Annotated in this window: 18 protein-coding genes; 7 read left to right on the top strand and 11 right to left on the bottom strand. The window is 58.9% G+C overall.

The features are described 5' to 3' along the window. Nucleotides 1-41 precede the first annotated feature (41 nt). Nucleotides 42-1,034: an ABC transporter substrate-binding protein gene (locus tag I3J13_RS20850; protein WP_003521817.1), complete on the bottom strand. Its 993-nt coding sequence runs from the start codon at nt 1,032-1,034 to the stop codon at nt 42-44. A 292-nt stretch (nt 1,035-1,326) separates the two neighbouring features. Here I3J13_RS20850 and I3J13_RS20845 point away from each other — a divergent pair, with 292 nt between their 5' ends. Beyond that, nucleotides 1,327-2,460 carry an ROK family transcriptional regulator gene (locus I3J13_RS20845; RefSeq protein ID WP_196380080.1) on the top strand — a complete coding sequence of 378 codons (1,134 nt, stop codon included), beginning with the start codon at nt 1,327-1,329 and terminating at the stop codon, nt 2,458-2,460. Nucleotides 2,461-2,522: 62 nt separating this feature from the next. On the opposite strand, the gene I3J13_RS20840 is transcribed toward I3J13_RS20845, so the two are convergent. From I3J13_RS20840 to I3J13_RS20805, 8 genes are all read right to left on the bottom strand, one after another. Then, nucleotides 2,523-3,446: a dihydrodipicolinate synthase family protein gene (locus I3J13_RS20840; protein WP_174058564.1), complete on the bottom strand. Its 924-nt coding sequence runs from the start codon at nt 3,444-3,446 to the stop codon at nt 2,523-2,525. 64 nt (nt 3,447-3,510) lie between these two features. Next, nucleotides 3,511-4,464, bottom strand: coding sequence for a phosphoglycerate dehydrogenase (locus I3J13_RS20835; protein ID WP_196380079.1), 954 nt, complete (start codon nt 4,462-4,464; stop codon nt 3,511-3,513). Between the two features lie 25 nt (nt 4,465-4,489). Next, the gene (locus I3J13_RS20830) at nt 4,490-5,557 is read right to left on the bottom strand and encodes an ABC transporter ATP-binding protein (protein WP_196380078.1); all 1,068 of its coding nucleotides are present in this window, start codon (nt 5,555-5,557) and stop codon (nt 4,490-4,492) included. 4 nt (nt 5,558-5,561) lie between these two features. Next, entirely contained in the window at nt 5,562-6,395 is an 834-nt protein-coding gene (locus I3J13_RS20825; RefSeq protein ID WP_020812374.1) for a carbohydrate ABC transporter permease, read from the bottom strand. Nucleotides 6,396-6,412: 17 nt separating this feature from the next. Further along, on the bottom strand, nt 6,413-7,306 hold the full coding sequence (locus I3J13_RS20820; RefSeq protein ID WP_082710833.1) for a carbohydrate ABC transporter permease: 894 nt from the start codon (nt 7,304-7,306) through the stop codon (nt 6,413-6,415). Nucleotides 7,307-7,501: 195 nt separating this feature from the next. Next, a complete protein-coding gene (locus I3J13_RS20815) occupies nt 7,502-8,824 on the bottom strand; it encodes an extracellular solute-binding protein (RefSeq protein ID WP_020812376.1) in 1,323 nt (440 codons plus the stop codon). A gap of 310 nt (nt 8,825-9,134) precedes the next feature. Further along, nucleotides 9,135-9,842, bottom strand: a complete 708-nt coding sequence (locus I3J13_RS20810; RefSeq protein WP_020812378.1) for a GntR family transcriptional regulator — start codon at nt 9,840-9,842, stop codon at nt 9,135-9,137. 92 nt (nt 9,843-9,934) lie between these two features. Continuing rightward, entirely contained in the window at nt 9,935-10,792 is an 858-nt protein-coding gene (locus I3J13_RS20805; protein WP_080853746.1) for a LysR family transcriptional regulator, read from the bottom strand. Between the two features lie 91 nt (nt 10,793-10,883). Between I3J13_RS20805 and I3J13_RS20800 the strand changes: the two genes are divergently transcribed. Then, nucleotides 10,884-12,134: an MFS transporter gene (locus I3J13_RS20800; RefSeq protein ID WP_196380077.1), complete on the top strand. Its 1,251-nt coding sequence runs from the start codon at nt 10,884-10,886 to the stop codon at nt 12,132-12,134. 59 nt (nt 12,135-12,193) lie between these two features. On the opposite strand, the gene I3J13_RS20795 is transcribed toward I3J13_RS20800, so the two are convergent. Together I3J13_RS20795 and I3J13_RS20790 are read right to left on the bottom strand one after the other, a co-directional pair. Further along, the gene (locus I3J13_RS20795; protein WP_196380076.1) at nt 12,194-13,285 is read right to left on the bottom strand and encodes a rhodanese-like domain-containing protein; all 1,092 of its coding nucleotides are present in this window, start codon (nt 13,283-13,285) and stop codon (nt 12,194-12,196) included. Nucleotides 13,286-13,326: 41 nt separating this feature from the next. Next, nucleotides 13,327-14,934 carry an ABC transporter substrate-binding protein gene (locus I3J13_RS20790; protein WP_196380075.1) on the bottom strand — a complete coding sequence of 536 codons (1,608 nt, stop codon included), beginning with the start codon at nt 14,932-14,934 and terminating at the stop codon, nt 13,327-13,329. Nucleotides 14,935-15,331: 397 nt separating this feature from the next. Between I3J13_RS20790 and I3J13_RS20785 the strand changes: the two genes are divergently transcribed. The 5 genes from I3J13_RS20785 to I3J13_RS20765 form a co-directional block, all read left to right on the top strand. Further along, on the top strand, nt 15,332-16,174 hold the full coding sequence (locus I3J13_RS20785) for an NADPH-dependent oxidoreductase (protein ID WP_196380074.1): 843 nt from the start codon (nt 15,332-15,334) through the stop codon (nt 16,172-16,174). Between the two features lie 308 nt (nt 16,175-16,482). Beyond that, on the top strand, nt 16,483-17,511 hold the full coding sequence (locus I3J13_RS20780) for a ketopantoate reductase family protein (RefSeq protein ID WP_196380073.1): 1,029 nt from the start codon (nt 16,483-16,485) through the stop codon (nt 17,509-17,511). Nucleotides 17,512-17,560: 49 nt separating this feature from the next. Further along, entirely contained in the window at nt 17,561-18,130 is a 570-nt protein-coding gene (locus I3J13_RS20775) for a TetR/AcrR family transcriptional regulator (protein WP_080820244.1), read from the top strand. A 12-nt stretch (nt 18,131-18,142) separates the two neighbouring features. Then, a complete protein-coding gene (locus I3J13_RS20770; RefSeq protein WP_196380072.1) occupies nt 18,143-18,745 on the top strand; it encodes a 2-hydroxychromene-2-carboxylate isomerase in 603 nt (200 codons plus the stop codon). Between the two features lie 86 nt (nt 18,746-18,831). Then, a partial coding sequence (locus I3J13_RS20765) for an FAD-binding oxidoreductase (RefSeq protein ID WP_196380071.1) occupies nt 18,832-19,386 on the top strand: 555 nt, incomplete at its 3' end.

Here is a 19,386-nt window from a genome sequence, read left to right as displayed (position 1 = left end):
AAAGGGGGACGGCCGCTTCTGCGCCGTCCCCGGCAATTATCTTACTGAACGTCGAGCAATGTCTCGTTCCACTTTTCCATCAGGCGCGCGCGGTTGTCCGCAGCCCATTTGAAATCGTATTTCGCGTCTGGAACATCGGAAAGCGGAACGAGTGCCGGATTGGCGGGGACATCGGTTCGAACCGAGCGACGACCCGCCTTCACCACGATTTCCTGCGCTTCCTTGGAGACGATGAAATCGATGAAGGCCTTGCCATTGCCGGCATTCGGCGCTCCCTTCACGAGCGCCATGCCGTCAGGCGCGATTGCCGTACCCTCTTTCGGATAAACGATTTCGACCGGCGCGCTGCCGAGCTTGTAACGCAGCGCGGCATCTTCCAGCGTAATGCCAACGGCCTGTTCGCCATCGTTGACGAAACGCGGCACCGCGCCTGAAGAGGTGGAAAGAACCGAGTTGCCGAGAATGCCGGTATAAATTTCCCAGCCTTTTTCCTCGCTGTCGAAATCCTGCAATACCGTCGCCATCTGAATATAGGCCGAGCCGGACTGATCGGCGCGGGCCGACGAAATCAGACCCTTATATTCCGGCTTCGCAAGATCGGCCCAGGACGTCGGAACGGGAGCGCCTTTCAGGGCCTCCTTATTGACGATAAAGGCCGTGACGACAGCCGTGAAAGGCACCCAGTTCGCGCTCGGTGAAAAGGCTGGGTTGATCGATGCAGCCTCAACCGGCTTGTATGGCTCGAAAAGGTCGGCGGAGAAATCGATAACCGTTCCGTCGACGCTCCAGATCACATCGCCCGCCGCCTTGCCGCTCTCCGCCTTGATGCGGTTCATCAGCTCGCCGGACCCGGCTTTGACAAGCTCGACCTTGGTGCCGGTTTTCTTTTCGAACATGGGCAGCAATTCGTCCATGAGCTGCTGCGGGGCAGCGGAATAGACCACGACGGTACCTTCGGCATGAGCGAAAGCCGCGCTGGCAAGGAAAGTGGCGCCGGCAAAAAGGCGCGCGAAAATAGTGCATGATTTACGCATAAGGGGGCTCCGTTTTTTTGTTCCCTGACAGACCGGCCCTGCGACATGATTTCTTTTTGATTTTGCCTGTCGCCACCCGCTGCCTATTATTTATTTTCTTTACGTAAATTAATTAGTCAAGCCGGAATTTATTTTGAATACGAAAATAAAATATCCAATTGAAAAGAAATAATTTTTTATGATTTTCACTTACACGCCTTCAATCTCAACGGCAGGTTTTCCGGCAAAACGAGGTGTACAATCGCACGATTTGCGCTAATCATCCGGCGTAACTTCTCGCGGGGAGACTTGTTTGATCGATCTCGGCTACAATGAGCGGCGGCTGCTCGAGATTTTGCGCGGCAAGGGAGGCATGTCGCGTATCGAGCTGGCGCGGGAGATGGATGTTTCCGCACCGACCCTTACCCGCCTGACGGCCAATCTCCTGGAATCCGGCCTCATCGTCGAAGCGGAGGAGGCCCGCAATGACGGCAAACGGGGGAAACCCTCCACCGCCATCGAAATCAACCCGAACGGGCTTTTCACGCTGGGGGTCTACTTCAATCCAGACGATCTGCGTGTCTGCGTGGCCGATCTCAACGGCACGATAAGGCAGGAAATCAGATCGGAACTGGAAGGGCACAGTTTCGAGCATATTATGGAGATGGCCGAGGCGGCCGCCCGGCAAGTGCTTGAAAAAGCGAAAATAAGAAAGAAAGATGTGCTAGGCTGCGGCATCAGCTTTCCCGGCCATTTCAAGCGGGATCGCGGCCATGTCTTCCGCATCAAGCAGTTCGAAAGCTGGCGCGACATCGACGTCGAGAAGGACTTCCAGCCCTATTTCGACTTCCCGGTCTTTCACGAAAATGACGGCAATACCGTCATTCTTTCCGAGCTCTATTACGGTGCAGGCCGCAATATCCGCAATTTCGCGATGATCTGGCTGACATATGGCATCGGTGGCGCCCTGGTGGTGCAGCGCCATCTCTATCGCGGCACCAATGGCAATGCCGGCGAGTTCGGCGGACTGTTTCCGAAGTCCCATCCCCGCCCCTCGGGACAGGACCTGCGCGACACTCTGGCTGCTCAAGGCATCGGCATTCGACGCCTGAAGGACATTGACGAGAGTTATGCCGACCATCCCGCCGTGGTGTCGTGGCTGGAGCGGGCAACGGATCAGCTTCGCCTGCTTTCACTGACGGTCGCCCGCACGATGGATCCGGCAGCCATCATTTTCGGTGGATCGCTGCCGGACTGGATTCTCGAACATATCGTGCGGCGTATCGGTTCTCTGGAAATACTCGGCGAGGATTTTTTCGTCGAGCCGCCGGAAATACGCAAATCGATCATGAGCGACTTGCCTCATCTCGGCGCCGCCAGCATACCGATCTACCGCGCCACCACGCCCAGCTATTATTCCGGGCGGGCGCTGAAAGGCTGGGCATGACATGCCATGGCCGGCAGAACTGTTTTCCCCATTGGCCTCCCTGTTGATGACAGGGGACGCCGCTATCTGGATATGCGCCGCCGGAATTCCTCCGTGCCCTGCATGATCTTGTCCAGAAGAGCCTCTATCGCCCAGAAACGCTCCTGAATATCGAACGTCACCGCGCGGCTTTCGATGTCGCTTATGGTGCCGAGGCGCTGGTGGTAGAGTTTCGCCAGTTTGGGATAACCCATGGGCTCCGCCATGGCGGCGAGCGCCAGATAGACCGACAGCTCGTCAGCCAGGTCCGGTTGCCGGCCGGCTTCCGTCAGCAGCCATTTGTAGAGATCGGGATGGAAATTGGTGAAGACCCCGGTGAAACCGCGCGATCCCGCTTTCATGGCGTCGAATGCAATCGCCGCATTGGCGTTGACGATGGCAAGCGGCGTATTCGCGGTGAGCGCTACACGCCGCTTGACCGTTTCAAGATCACAGGAGACATCCTTGAGGATAACGAAACGACCGCTATTGGCGCAGAAGGAAATTTCGGCATCGGTCATGAGACGGCGATAGGGAGCCGGGCATTCGTAGAGACCAAGCGGCAGGTCGGAAGGCAGACGCTCGAGGAGCCAGCCGAGATCGTCGAGGAACTTCGAGCCGCCCTCCTGCCGGGCATCCAGCCGGTTGGTGACAAGCACCATACCGTCAACACCCGTCTGCGCGATGGCATTGAGCTCTTTCTGCTGATCTTCAAGCGCCTCGCTGATATGGCCCGAGGCAATGACGGGAATACGGCCGGCGGCGGCTTTCTTAACAAAAGCAGCCAGTTCCACGCGCTCCTCAAGGGTGAGGAACATCATTTCAGAAGACTGGCAAACGGCAAACAGCGCGTCCGATCCATTGGCGATGTACCATTCCACGAGATTGGCGACGCCCTCGAAATCTATCTTGCCGCCCCTGAAGGGGGTAATCATCACGGGAATGATGCCTTCGATACGCTTGGTCATTGTTTTCGTCCTGTCAAACATATGTGGTTCCGGCATTCCGATGCGGAAGCCTTGCCGGCGTGGATCAGAGCTGGTTGCGTGGCTGGCGGTTCGCGAGCACATCGATCACGGCCTCGGCGGTAATCCGGCCGATGGAGGTGTAGGTTTCGTAGGTTTCCGCTGCCGTATGCGGCGTGGTGACGATCTGCGGCAGCGTAAAGAGCGGATTATCGGGCAAGGCAGGCTCCATCTCATAGACATCGATCGCCGCCGCCTGAAGATGGCCGCTGACGATGGCGTCGTAAAGCGCCTTCTCATCCACAAGGGCGCCACGCGCCGTGTTTATGAAGATCGAGCCGGGTTTCATCCGGGCAAAACGGCCGGCATCCATGAGACGGCGTGTCTCTGGCAGGCTTGGCATCATCATCACGAGAATGTCTGAAGACGAAAGCACCTCATCCATCTCGCACATCCGCACGCCAAGCTTCGTTGCGGCAGCCTGGTCGGGAAACTTGTCGTAAGCGATCACCTCCACATCGAAACCGGAGAGCTTGCGCGCGATCTTGCGGGCGATGTTACCGAAACCTAGGAGGCCAACGCGGCGGCCGATCAGTTCCTGCCCGACGAAACGGTCCCATGCGCCACCGCGCAAGGCATCGTGCAGATAGGGTATCCGACGCATTGCCGAAAGGATCAGCCCGAGCGTCAGCTCGGCCACCGCATTGGCATTGCCGCCCGGCGCATTCGTCACCGCGATGCCATGCCGGTGGGCCGCATCGATATCGATATTATCGACACCGACACCAAAACGCGCAATCGCCTTCAGTCGCGGGGCAAGGTCGAAAACACGGTCGTTCCAGGTATCGACACCGGCGATAACGGCATCGACTTCGCCAAGTCTTGCCGATAATTCGTCAAATGTCATCGGCCGCCCGAAGCCGTTTTCAACGACCTCGATACCTTCCGCCTCCAGCATCGCCTTGGCGTCCGCGCAATAGCGGGAATAATTCGTTGCCGTTACCAGTACGGTCTTGCTCATTGCAGTGTCTCTCGGAAAATCGGAATTAAATACGTGCGCCGGCCTGATCGAACAGAACGCAGCGATCGGGATCGAAACTGACGGTCAGGATTTCGCCCGGCGCAGGCGCCATATCGCCCGGCAGGCGGCAATTCAGCCGGTTGCCGGCAATATCCAGCAAGGCGAGCGTGTCCGCCCCCAATGGTTCGATCAGTTGAACGGGACCGGAAATCGTGGCGGACGACGAGGCCCGATGGGCCGAATCCAGCGAAAGATGTTCTGGCCGCACGCCGAGTTCCGCTGCACCTTCATAGTCCCGGCGTTCGACCGAAATGGGGATGCGCGTGCCATCCGGCAGGGTTGCGACCCCCTTCGAAAGCTGCACGGGCAGGAAATTCATGGCCGGCGCCCCGATAAAACCGGCGACGAAACGGGTTCTCGGGTTGCGGTAAAGCTCCTCCGGCGCACCGATCTGCTGGATGTGACCATCCTTCAGCACGACGATACGGTCGGCCATGGTCATGGCTTCCACCTGATCGTGGGTGACATAGATCATGGTGCTGCCGAGCCGCTGGTGGAGCTGCTTGATTTCCGCACGCAGATCGACACGCAGCTGGGCGTCGAGATTGGATAGCGGCTCATCGAAGAGAAAAACCTTCGGTCCGCGCACCATGGCGCGCCCCATCGCCACACGCTGGCGCTGGCCACCGGAAAGTTCGCGCGGGCGTCGCTTCAGCAGATGGGTAAGCTGCAGGGTGCGCGACACGTCTTCGACGCGCTGCTTCACCTGCGCTTCCGGCACACCGTTCATCCGCAGGGCAAAGCCGATGTTCTTTTCCACGGTCATATGCGGATAAAGCGCATATTCCTGAAACACCATCGCAACATCCCGCTCCCAGGGACGAAGCCTGTTGACGACCGTTCCGTCAATGGAGATCGAACCCTCCTGAAAATTCTCCAGGCCGGCAATCATGCGCAGCAGCGTCGATTTTCCGCAGCCGGAAGGACCGACGAAGACAATGAATTCGCCATCGACAATATCGAAGGAGAGGCCATGGATGACACGGTGCGCGCCGTAAGCCTTGACGACGTTCTGAATGGAAAGAGTGGCCATGGAATTATCCTTTGACTGCCCCTGCGGACAGACCCGCGACAAGGCGGCGCTGGACGAGCAGGGTAAGAATGAGCGGCGGAAGAGCGATCATGGTTGCGGCGGCCATCAGCGCGCCCCAGTTGGTGACGCCCTCACCGATGAAATTGAACGACGCGACGATGGCGGTCTTGGTGTCGAAGCCGGAGAGCGCCAGAGCGAACAGGAAATAGTTCCAGGTGAAGATGAAGCAGAGAATGGATGACACCACCACACCGGGCATGACCACCGGAAGAACGATGCGCCAGAGCACCGACAGCGGACGGCAACCGTCCATCTGGGCGGCTTCCACCAGTTCGCGCGGCATGGCGTCGAAATAGGGCAGCATCGTCCACAGGGCGACCGGCATGGCGATGACGGCATGGGTCAGGATCAACACCGTGTAGGAACCGACAAGCCCGAGTTCGGAAAAGATGATGAACCAGGGCAGCAGGAACAGCGTGCCCGGCGCCATGCGTGAAAACAGCGCCAGTGTCGCAGGCCATGTGGTGCGATGCCAGGAGACGGCAAAGGCCGCCGGAAATGCGAGCAGTATGCCGAGCAATGTCGCGCCAGTGGAAACGATGAGCGAATTCAGCGTATTGGACAGAAACTCCGTGCGCTCGAAAAGCTGCCGGTAATTGTCCAGGGTGGGTGTGAAAAAGAGGCTCGGCGGCAGCTTCGTCACCTCGTAACGATCCTTGAAGGACGACAGGATCATCCAGAGGATCGGGGTGATCGCGGCGATGACCAGAATGGCGGTGCTGAGGCCGCCGCGCAGTCTTTCGGCAAGGGAAGGCTGATATGCCTCGTGTTCGTGCATGAAAATTCCTCCTCGATTTACCAGGTGACGGCCTGTCGCAGCCGGGAAAAGGCGACGACGGTGACCATGACGACGGCCGCGAGCGTGATCATGCCGGCCGAGGCATAGCCGAAACGGGAAAACTCGAAGCCCTGCTGGTAGGCATAGATATTGAGCGTGGTCGACGCATTGCCCGGCCCGCCGCGCGTGGTGATATAGATCACGTCGAAGAAACGCAGCAGGTCGACCGACCGCAGGATCGCGGCGGACAGCAGCGTCGGTGCAAGCAACGGCAGGGTGATGTGAACGAGCCTCTTCCAGCCGATGACGCCATCGATCTCCGCCGCCTCGAACACCTTCGTCGGCAGGGATTGAAGGCCGCCCAGAACCAGAAGTCCGATCAGCGGCGACCATTGCCATGTGTCGACGGCGGCAACCGTCAGAAGGACCCACTTTGGATCGGCGAGCCAGAGGCTCGGGCCGATCCCCACCTCCCCGAGCAGCCAGTTCGCAACGCCGACGGCCGGGTCGAGAATGACGATAGCCATCATGCCCACGACCACCGGCGGCATCATGAAGGGCATGACAGCCACCGTGCGAACGAGATTGCGCGCGCTACGCACCCGGTTGAGGGTGAAACCGAGCCAGGTGCCGATCACCATCTGCATGGCGAGCGCGAGTCCATAAAGCACCCATGTCAGAATGAAGGCGTTGTGAAATTCCCCGTCGGAAAGCAGCTCGAGATAATTCGCAAGACCGACGAAGCGATCATCCATGCCGAGCGAGTTTTCGCGCAGCGAAATCCAGATCGCATAAAGAATGGGGAAAACGATCATCAAGCCGACGAATGCCACGGCGGGCGCCATCATCCAGCGAAAGGAAAGAACGGTCTGGCCGGGGCCGGAGATGCGGGAAGGCATCGGAGCGGTCATCACACGGGGATCCCTCATGAAAATGATATTTGTGTCTGCAATTGCTTGCCCCAAGCCGCGCCAGGCCGCACGCCGTGAAACTGACCGGCGGCCTGTGCAACGATTGGGGAGAGCAATATTTCCCGCCGGGGATCCGGCTCCGGACTTTGCAGCACGGAACCGGATTTCCCGGGAGGAATTCCTGAAGCCGGCGAATTATTGCAGGGCGAGCAGGGCCTTGTCCGCCTCGCAGGCGCCATCCTTGATCGTATTGTTGCCGAGCAGATAATCCTGAACCACCTTGCCGATGATCTCGCGGGTCTGCGGCACCTTGTCGGTCGGCGATGCGTAGTCGCCGGTGCCGGTTTTGCTGATCTGCCTGATGGCGTCGGCCCAGCTCTTGCGGATCGGCAATTCGTCGGTGAATTTTTTCATATCCGCACCGTCAAAGACCGAGCTGCGTGGCGGCGCGACACCGGCCTGAATGAGACGGGCCTCGATCTCCGGCGACGTCGCCCATTGCATGAACAGCCAGGTGGCCTCCTTGCGTTTGGAGAAATTCGACATCGACAGACCCCAGCCGAAGGCGACGGGCTTGGAAATGCCGGTTTCCTTGCCGGGCGGCAGCACCTTGATGGCAAGATCTTCAGCGCGGCCGGGGAATTTGACGATATTGGAGAATTCGTTGGAGGACTCATGCGTCATGGCGACCTTACCCTGACCGAGAAGCTCGACGACCTGCGGGAAAGAATGGTTGGAAGCACCGACGGCGCCATAGGTTTTCAGAAGATCGCCATACATCTGCAGGCCGGCTATGGTCTTTTCCTGGCACAGGCCCGGCTTGGTCTTGTCCGCAGACTTGAAGTCGCCGCCAAGATTGAAGACGAAAGACGCCATCGGATAGGGTATCGCATTGCGCACGCCGCGCGCCGTCCAGGCGTTGACCGACTTGTCGCATTCCGAGATTGTTTTTGCGGCGGCGGGAATGTCTTCGAGATATTGCGGTTCAGGAACGTTGCACTTGGCGAAGATATCCTTGCGCCAGTAGAACAGCGGACCTTCGACATTGATCGGCACGCCGGTCAGCTTGCCATCAAAAATCTCGTTCTTGCGCAGCCCCTCGCCGAAATCCTCGAAATTAAAATCCGGCGACGTCAGGCTCGCATCCTTCAGCAACGGGTTGAGATCGGCATACCAGCCAGCCTTGTTGTAGACCGCGCCCTCACGGATTTTCAGCGAAATGAAGGCATCGACATCCGATGACCTCGCCTGCATGAGCGTCGACAGACGCGCGCGGATCGGGTCTTCGTTGAGAATCTCGACGCGAACCTTGATGCCGGTCTTTTCCGTAAATTCACTGGTCATATCCTTGATGGCATTCGGCCAGGGATGGTTCGTGAAAAGAACATTTATTGTCTGGCCTTCCTGTGAACGCCAGTTGAAATCGGCGGCTCCCGCAATCGAACCGGTAAAAACGACACATGATGCAAGGGCTGCCACTTTTGACGCGGCCGCCAGACTGTTTCTGAAAAATTTCATGTCAATCATATCCTCCCAAATCTCGGTTATTTTCCTCAATGACGTATCGCCCCCGGATGAGAATGCGGGCGCATACCTCTCCCTCCCGGTCGGCGCGGATTTGCTGCGCGACCGCATCTCCTCCCTCAAGACAGACGGAAGCTAGCAGGAAAATTTCACTGCCGCAATAGCTAACATGTTACCTTGATTGGCAGTGACATTCCACCTGCCGCGCCCTTACGCATTCGGCAGCGGTTTCATTGGACGTCACGCTCTGGCGTGGCTGCCCCAAGCATAGGGAAACAGCCCGGAAGGCCCGCCAGAAGAGCCGCTACCGTGCGATCGCGCGGTTTTTGGCATTGTGAATGTGCTGCTCCATCGCGGCGGCGGCAGCGGCCGGATCGCGTGAGGCAATCGCATCGAGAAGGTTCAGGTGATCGTACATCGTGGGCAGGACGAGCGGAGGATTGAGCTGCGTATGCGCCTGGCGGATCAGCCTGATTTTTATGGCGTTCACACGGTAGATATTGGTGAGGATCGAGTTCTGCAGGGAATCGATCATGCCGTGATGAAATCGGGAATCCAGTTCCTGCGCCCTGTCCACAAGGGCTCTGGAGACGTGATTGGCGTCCGGTTCGGCATTGCAGGCATCGATGATATCCAGATGTTCCTGCCGGATCGCCTCGAGCGTCTCATCGCTAACCAGCCTCGCAAATATCTGGACCGCCTCCTTTTCCAGAAACAGCCTGACCTGAAATGCATCCTGCACCAGATTGAGATCGACCTGGGCGATCTGCATGCCACGCTGCGGAACCGTCACCAGCAGCCCTTCGGCCTCAAGGCGCGGGATCAGCTCACGGATCGCCGCAAGCGGCAACTGGGTAAGCTCGACCAATTGCCGTTGCGAAACAAATTGTCCGGGGCGAAGCTGGCGGGAAAGAAGGTGCTCCGTGAAACTGGAATAGGCGCGGTCTCTCTGATTGACGTGCCCCTCCGCATTTCTCAGGCTACGACCATCCTTCTTCTTTTTCTCTACCAATGAGCGAACCTCCAATGCATGCATCTAACATGTTAGTAAGGTTACCAATGAGATTCAATCACGGTCGAAGATGAAATTCGAAAATAGGCAATTCAAATTCGAGGGGACTGAAATGCCCGCGTGATCCGTCGCAGCACGGCGTTCGCGTGATCGCCGGTAACCGCGGAAATCATCACCACGTCCAGTTTCGAAAGCTGTGGGAGCAGGCCGTCCCTCACCTCCCGCAGACCGGCAGGCGCCACACTTCGCGCCAGCAGTGCGACGCCGATCCCGGCTTCGGCAGCCGCTCCCACCGCCGTTGCCCCGGTTCCGACGAACACCTCGCGCCAGGCGATGTCTGCCGCCTCCAGCGCCCGAAGGGCCATGGCTCGCAAATTGCAGGGTTCCGGTTGAAGCACCAGCGGCACCGGCAGGTTCGAAGGCAGATCGAAATCCGCGCTGCAGTACCAGCCGAAGCTTTCCTGAAACAGCAACTCGCCATCGCGACGAATGTCGTCATGCCGCAACACGACGATCGCATCGAGCGCGCCGGCATCGTAGAGTTCAAGCAGGGTCCTGGTGCCGGCCGTGCGCAGATGAAGCGTAACGCTCGTCTCACGCTCGCTGATCACCCGGAGTATCCGGGGCAGGTCGGCCCCGATCAAATGATGCGTGAAACCGATCGCGAGGCGGGTCGGCTCCTGCCCAAAGACGTCGAGCGCACGCCGGCCGGCCGCAACATAAGCCCGCGCGGGCTCCAGAAAACGTTCGCCGGCCGCCGTCAAACGCACGCGGCGCGGCGTCCGTTCGACGAGGCGATGCCCCAGCATGTCCTCGAGCCGGCGCAGGCGCAGCGATATCGCCGCCTGTGACGTGTTCATCACGCCTGCAACCCGTGTGAACGACTGCAATTCGGCAACGAGAAGGAAAGCCTCGACGGCCTCGGGATCCAATGAGCGCATGTTTAGCATAACAAGCTGTTATCGCTGAAATGCGCAAGCCCCCAATTCTATCGGGTTCTCACGAGCGCTATTGCACGAAAACTCTCGATAGGAGCTTTTCGTGTCTTCACAGATTTCCTCGACCTCGCCCACGCCCGTCGCCGACCGCCGGATCTGGGCAGTCCTTGCCGTCGCGGTCGCAACGCAAACCGCCGGCTCGTTCGTATCGCAGGGGATTTACATCCTCGTGCCCTTCTGGCGGGAAGCATTCGGTATCTCCCTCGCATCCGCATCACTGGCCGTGACCGTCATGAACGGTGTGCAGATCGTGACGATGTTCACGCTCGGCCGCGCCATCGATATTCACGGCGAGCGCCGCATTGTCGGCATTGCCATGCTCGGCATGGCGCTTGCGATGGCCTGCGCGGCGGCATTCGCAAACAGCCTGCCGGCGCTGCTTTTGTGCATCGCGTTTCTGGGCGGCACCTATGCCGCTGTCCAACCGGGCGGCACGCGGGCGATCATGCGCTGGTTCCCACCTGCCAAACGCGGCATAGCGACAGGGTTTCGGCAGGCTGCGGTTCCTTTCGGAACGATGATCGCGGCCGCCCTCCTCCCGTTCATGGCGGTTCGTTACGGATGGCATGCGGCAGCATGGCTCTGCGCCGGTGTTTCCGTCATGGGCGCCGCACTCTTCTGGGGTCTCTATCGCGAGGGAGGCGATGTGGCCGCAAAAACCCAGCGCCCACTTCCCCTGGCAAAACTCGCCCGCGAGGTCGGGCAGAATCCGAGCTTCTGGCCCGTATTACGGCTTGGTATCGCCATGTCGGCATTTCAATTCACCCTCACCGCACACGTCATCGGCTTCATGGCGGATGGATTGCGACTTGGCCTCTTTGCCGCATCGTCCATGTTTGCCGCAACGCAGCTTGCGGGCATTCCTGGCCGGATTTTGCTGCCATGGCTCAGCGACCGCTTCCGGCCCGGCCTTCGCACGCAATCCTTCGGTCTGGTATCCGTCATTGCCGCAGGCGCGGCCGCAATCCTCGCGGCTCTGCCCATCGGCGCCCCGACGCCGATTATTCTCGTCGTGCTTGTCGTGCTGGGAATATTCGGGATCGGGTGGTTTCCGCTTTATCTTCTTCAGATCGCCGAAAGCGCACCGAAAGGTTCGATAGCGTCTACGATTGCCTTCGCTTCCACGATCTGCCTGGGTGTCATGGCAATCGGCCCCTATATATTCGGCCTTCTGGTCGATCATCTTGGCTACGGGGCAGCGTGGTCCGCATTGATCGTGCCGGTGGTCGCAACAGCACTGCCCCTCGCAATCTCATCGCCGCGCCTGCCGAAAGCTCAGATCGGCTCTTCATGAAACGGGATAGGCGCGGCGGCAATCGAAGACATGAAAGTGACGGTAGCCTTCAGGAAAACCTATGCGGCTGCCGCCTCGGCACCCTGCTCGAAGTCGTGAAGGTGAAGAGCGATTTCAAAGCCCCGGCGTTTCAGCCAATGGGCAACGACCCTCGCGCGGGCGCCCAGCAGGTCATCCACCAGAATGACCCGGGCGCCGCGCACGGCAATGGTACGATAGGCGACACCGAGAAGCTGGCCGCCTTCCGAAGAAATCGAACCTTTAAGGTGGGAGGCCGCGAATTCTTCCGGTGTTCTCACGTCGAGAAAATAGGTCGTTCGCGCCGTGTCCCGCAGCCATGTCTCGGCCGTGGCGCGATCGATGAACCGCAGCCCGTCATCGCGGGAAAATGCCTCCAGACGCGCCTTCGCGATATTTCTCGCGTCGTCGCTGGCGGACGGATATATCTGCGAGCGCCCCGTTTCCAGCTCGAACCCGTCATCCGTCCAGCCACGCGTGCCATCGTGCAAATAGCTGACATCGTTTTCAACACCGGCGTCGATCAAGGTCTGCGCGCCGAGGATCGCGCGGGGAAGGCCCGCGCAGGAGACGACAACCCGTGTTTTGGGTGATGGCACGAGGTCGGAAAACCGCAGCAGAAGCTCGGCACCGGGTACGCCGATGGCGCCCGGCACATGCGCCTTCTCATATTCCGCTATGGTGCGGGTGTCGATGACGACAACATCTTCGCCGGCTTCCTGCCACGCTTTCAGTTCACGGGCAAAAACCACAGGCGTGTTCTTTTCACCCCGGACCTTCTGGACGAAAGGAACGCCGGGAATATCGAATGTCGGCAGGGCGTCGACGCCGCCGTCGATCCATGCCGGAATTCCACCGCGCAGAAAGTAAATATCGCTCCAGCCTCTGGCGGCCAGCCGTTCCGCCGCCTGCTCCGCGCTTCCCTTGCCATCGTCCACCAGAACGGTCCGCACGACAGGACGCGGAATGAAGCGGTCGATCTCCGCATCCAGCCTTTCGGCCGGAAGGTTGGTCGCAAACAATGGAGAAGCGTACCCCACCTCTTCTGCGGGGCGAATGTCGAGAACGGCAAGTTCCTTGCCATCTGTCAGCCACTCGATGAGACGGTCTTTGGTTACGGCATTTACGGACATTGCATATCCTCCTGACAAATTCTGGTTTTTCACATCGGGTTTCAAGCGGTCGGATCGAGCCATAGATCGCCGAAACTCCAGTTCAGCCCCTGCGCGCCGGTGACATAGTTTCTGACGCGTCTGTGCGCCACGATCTGGCTTCCCGCCGCCACAAGATCGACCGAGGCGACGTCGTCATGGATGAGATGCTGGAACCTGCTCCAGGTCACCCAGCGCTTTTTCGGATCGGGCTCGATGGCCGCCGCCTCCAGAAGCGCATCGGCCTCCGGATTGGCGTAGTTGGCCGCGTTGGAAAAGGGCAGCCCGATCTTGAAATTCCTGCTCCAGTAAGCGCGCTGGATGCCGAGCGACGGATCGAAGGTGTTGGAAAGGGATTCCACCACCAGATCAAAGGCGCGGTCCGTGTAGACCGTCTTCAGATAGGTCGGCAGGTCGTATTTGCGGATTTCGACGGCGATGCCGATCTTTTCAAGCTGGCTGCGAAGGACATCGGCAAAGCCGGGCGTCAGATAGGAATTGTAGGTCAACCGCACCGGAAAACGCTTGCCGTCGTCTTTGCGGGGATATCCCGCCGCATCGAGCAATCTTTCCGCTTCCCGGGGATCATAGGCATGGGCCTTGACGGACGCATCATACCAGTTCGGCAGGGCGGTGCTGACGGGGCTCGGCGAAATCTGCGCATAACCAAAGAGCGCCACATTGACGATTTCATCAAGGTTGATCGCCTTCGCAATGGCCAGGCGGACGTCTTTCTTGCGGAAGATTTCATTGTCGTAGTTGAAAAACAGCTGCTGCTGCGGGCCCGCATAAGCATAGGTGTTCGTATCCAGAACGAGATCGGGGTTCTGCTTCAATCGCTCGAGATCCGCCAGCGGCACCGGGTTGTCGCCAATATCCACTTCTCCCGTTTCCAACGCCACCGTCCGCGCGGCCGGATCGGTGATGATGCGCAGGATGATGCGATCGAGATAAGGTTTGCCGGCATCCCAATAGTCGGGATTTCGTTCGAAGATCAGATGGCTGCCCGGTGTCCACTCCGTCAGCCGGAAAGGACCGGTGCCAACCGCGGTCTGCAATGTCTGGCCATCGGCTGGCTTCAGCTTTTCGAAAATATGCTTCGGCACGATCGGCGATTCCGAACTCGATTGCGCGGCAATCAGAAATGGCGCCGGTTTGGACAGTACGATAATGGCGGTCAGGGGATCCGGCGTCTCCACCGCCTCGACGTTCTGATAGGTGATGCGGCCGCGCGGATGAGCTTCCTTCAGACGGAAAATCGAAAACGCGACATCTTCCGAGGTGAAATCCCGACCATCGTGCCATTTCACATTTGGGCGAAGTTTGAACGTGTAACGAAGATGGTCGTCCGAAACGGACCATTCCGTCGCCAGCAGCGGCTGCGGCTTGAGGTCGAAATCGAACGTCAGAAGACCTTCAACGATCTTCGGGCCGATTGCCTGTCCGGTCCCCGATGAGGTGTTGATGGCGAAAAGCGCGTTGCCGGGATCGACACGATAGAGCAGCCTGAGCGTGCCGCCGGAGACGGGCCGGCCCGCGTCGCCATTCGCTGCGAATAGCGAACCCGGCAGGGCCGTTCCTGCCGTTGCCAGAAGAAGCATCCTGTTGAACTGGCGGCGTCCTATCGTCATGAAAATCCCCGTTTGAAAACGTCGTTTCGATGACAAAAGCATCAGGGCAAATCAGGGTTTCCATAAGAAGAAAATTCTTCTTTGCCGCCAAAGAAAACATTTCTTGCAGAATTCTATTTCAGTACGCATGCAAACACGCGCCAAAATTTGTGCCGAATTATCCATTTTGCCCAAATCCTCGTTGCTTCCCTGCGGCCGATGGCGAATGAGAGGAAATCTCGCGGTCGTCTCGTTTTGAATTCCCGTGGAAATGTTGTTTCACTGAAAAATCGGGATTGAGTAGGACATTGCTCGGCAGATGGGTCGGCGAAGCATATCAAATGATACACCTCACAGGCTTTCCAATCCCCGCCATGGGCCCTGCGGTCCATCACCAGCATTACGGAGTTTCTTAGCGATGACCCTGACCAGTCCGATTACCAAACTGGAAATACCGCAGCAGCGTGTTGAAGCCCGCTATGGAGCGCAGGCCGATTTTTCGCCGCCTTTCTGGAACGACACCATTGACGCCTTGCTGAACCACCGCACCGCCCGCGCCTATCTGCCGAAAGCTCTGCCGCAGGGCAGCCTGGAACTTCTGGTCGCAGCCGCGCAATCTGCACCGACATCGTCCAATCTTCAGGCGTGGAGCGTGGTAGCGGTTCAGGACAAGGAGCGAAAGGCACGTCTGGCGGGCTTCACGGGCGGCAATGCCCATATAAAGGATGCACCTGTTTTCCTCATCTGGCTTATCGACCTGAAGCGGCTGCGCACGGTCGCTTCAAACCGGGGAAACAAGGGCGAAGGGCTGGATTATCTGGAAAGCTTCCTGATCGGCGCCATCGATGCGGCGCTGGCAGCGCAGAATGCTGTTGCCGCAATTGATTCACTCGGCCTTGGCTCCTGCTATGTTGGCGGTATCCGCAACAGACCGGAAGACGTGTCGCGCGAACTGAACCTTCCCCCCGAGACGGTTGCCGTCTTTGGCCTGACGGTCGGCTATCCCGACCCGGCGGTGAAAACCGATGTCAAACCGCGCCTGTCGCAATCATCCATTCTGTTTCATGAAACCTATTCGGAACCGGCATGCGACGATCTCAATTCTTACGATGAAGTCTTGAAGGTGTTTCAGGAAAAACAGGGCCTGCCGCAAAACGGCTGGACGGCGCCCATCGCCCAGCGTGTGGAGAACGCCGCCGCGCTGAAGGGCCGCGCGGAACTGAGCCAGACATTGCGTCGCCTCGGTTTCGGCATCAAATAAACTCCATTGCGGCTGACGGTATTGAACGCAGAGGCGTCTTCGGCTCGGTAATGCGAAGTGCTGGCCAGGGGCAGCGCAATCTCTCCCGAAATCGCCGATTTCGGGAACTGATTTTCTATAAAATTAGTAGATATAGAATGACCGGTCTTCCTTTATACCGCTCGAAGGCCTTACGATCCGTTCCAGACTGCTTCTGAATCCCATCCCGCCACCGTCCTCAATTGCCGCCCGCACAGATCGCCGAACCAATCAATAACCGAAATCCTCCGGAAAATCCGGAGCGTAAAAGACAGGACGAGAAACGACAGATGCCACGTTACGTTATCATTGGCGCCGGCGCGGTGGGCGCGAGCCTTGCAGCACAATTCGCGCTTTCCGGCATTGACTATGCGCTTTTCGGACGGGGCGCCCAGATCAGCCATATCAGGCAGCACGGCCTCACCTTCCAGCGCCCCGCGGAGACACGGCAGATCGATCTGAAAGTTTTCGACCTGACGGATCTTCCGGAATTGACGCCGGACGATATCCTCCTGCTGACGGTAAAAGCTCAGGATGCCGTAAGCGCGCTCGCCTTCTGGTCCTGGCAAAGCGTCTCGAACGCGACGACACCGGCAGCGGCAAACCTGCCTATCGTGACTTTTCAAAATGGACTGGCGACAGAAGCGAATGCCCTGAGAACATTTGCCCGGGTCTATGGTGCAAGCATTCTGACACCGGCGCGGTTCACCGAAACCGGCAAGGTGGTGGTGGGCGGCGAGCCGCAATTGGGCGTCGTGACAGTCGGGCGCTTTCCGCTTGGACAGGATGACGTGACCGCGCAGGTCGCGGCTGACCTCAACAGGGCAGGATATCTTGCCGAGGCAAGCGACGATATTCGCCGCTGGAAAGCAGCAAAGCTCCTTCACAACGTTCGCAACGTCCTCGAACTTTTCGACGGTCCGGCCGATCTGAACGACAGGATCAGCGCCGCTCTGGTGGATGAGGCCCGCCATGTGCTTGACGCGGCAGGCTACACCCTAGCCTCGCCCTCAGAGCGAACCGTCGACATTTCGAACTGGCGGGTTGCGCCGAACAGCGGAATCCATCCGGGCCAGCAATCGACCTGGCAGAGTTTCAGGCGCGGAGCCTCGAGCGAAGTGGATTTCCTCAACGGCGAAATCGTTCTGCTGGGCCGGCTTCACAATGTTCCGACACCCTACAACGAAGCCGTTCAAACGCTTGCCGGAAAACTGGCGCATCAGGGCGGGTTTTCAAAGCCGCTGCCACTCGATGCGATCACGTCTCTCATCGCCTCCCCGGACCGGACGGCGCATGCCAATCCCGCTTCTCCTTCATGACCTGCTGCCCATAACAGTGCGACTTTTGAAACGACAGTGTGAGACGATAATGCGAGAAGCCATATCAGACCATATCCTCGCCGCCGCTGGCACGCTCTTCTATCGCGAGGGCATCCGGGCCGTCGGCATAGATCGGATCATCGAAGAAGCAAATGTTGCGAAGGCGACGCTCTACCGGCATTTCCCGTCGAAGGATCACCTCGTTGCGGCCTATCTGGAAGCGCGTCATGAGCGAGTGATCTATTCGCTTCAGAAAGTGCTGGATGCGGACATGGCTCCGAAGGAGCAGATCCGGTTGATCTTCGAGCAGCTCCACGAAAAGGCCGACAGCCCGGATTTTCGCGGCTGCGCTTTCGCTCTTGCGGTTGCGGAACATGGCGAATCCGAGCGCGTCGTGGTCGTTGCGCGTGCCCATAAGGCGAAGGTCAGGGACGTGTTTGCCGCTGTTCTGGCAAGAGCCGGCAGCACCGTGGAGATTGCCGCCGCCCATCTTTCGCTTCTCTACGAAGGGGCCTTAGCAACCGTCGCCGTCGGGCGCGATCCCAAAGCGGTGCTGATTGCGCGTGACTGCGCGCTCTCTGTCTTCGACACGGCCGCCTCCACCGATCAACCCAACTGAAAGCAGCAGACAATGACAAAGACGATCGATTATTTTTTCAGCATCGGCTCTCCCTGGGCCTTCATCGGTCTTGAACCGTTTGCTGCGCTGGCGAAAGAACAGGGCGCCACGATCCGCCCCCATGTCATTCCGCTGATCGAGGAAAACGGCGGCATTTATTCGCGAAACCGACCGGAGGCCAGACGCGCCTACTGGATCAGGGATCTGAAGCGCTGGGCGGCATTGCGCGGAAAAGTGCTGAATTTCGACAATCGCGCCGCGCTCTCGGATCCCGCACCGGCCGGCCTGATGGTTGCCGCAGCGATAGAAACGGGCGAGAACTGGCTGAAGCTGGCAGTTGCGCTTCAGGAAGCCTTCTGGGTTCGCGGTGAAGACATCGGCAAGGCGGACGTCCGCCGGGCGATTGCGACAGCCGCAGGCTTTGATGCTGCAGCCCTTGATGAGCACGGCCAAAGCGATGCGGTTGCAGCATTGCAAAAGGCCAGCTTCGAAGCGGCCAGGACAGCCGGTGTGTTCGGGGTGCCGACCTATCGCTATCAGGATGAACTCTACTGGGGGCAGGACAGCCTTCCGTTCCTCGAGCGTCATCTCAGGGGCGAAAGGCTCGCCGCCTGATACCTCCGCCAGAAAGCGGAGACAGTACTGGCGATCTGCCCGGCAAGGCGTTTCGCCTTCAATGCAGATTCCCATGGAATTTTCTTATGCCTGACCTCTCACCTCCTCTCATCCAATCGCTGCGGAACCTCCTCGGGGAGCGTCTTTCAACGTCACTGACATTGCGCGAGCAGCATGGGCGCGGCGAAGCGCATCATGCAGCCGTGTTTCCCGATGCGGTCGCTTTCGCTGAAACCACGTCGGAGGTATCCGAGATCGTGCGGCTATGTGCGGCGGAGGGGGTGCCCGTCATCGCTTTCGGTGCCGGCACTTCGCTTGAGGGGCATTTGACGGCTGTCAATGGCGGGGTCTCGATCGACCTTTCGCGCATGTCGAAGATAGCCCGTATCAGCATTGACGATCTGGATTGCACGGTTGAGGCCGGTGTCACGCGGGAGCAGTTGAACACATATCTACGCGACATGGGATTGTTCTTTCCCATCGACCCCGGCGCAAACGCCTCGATTGGCGGCATGGCCGCAACCCGCGCTTCGGGCACCAATGCCGTCCGCTATGGAACGATGCGGGAAAACGTGCTCGGGCTGACCGTGGTGCTGCCGACCGGTCAGATCATCAGAACCGGCGGCCGCGCCAGAAAATCT

It is taken from the genome of Agrobacterium leguminum (genome assembly GCF_015704895.1).
Classification (GTDB): domain Bacteria; phylum Pseudomonadota; class Alphaproteobacteria; order Rhizobiales; family Rhizobiaceae; genus Agrobacterium; species Agrobacterium leguminum.
This window is presented reverse-complemented; position numbering and strand designations above follow the sequence as displayed.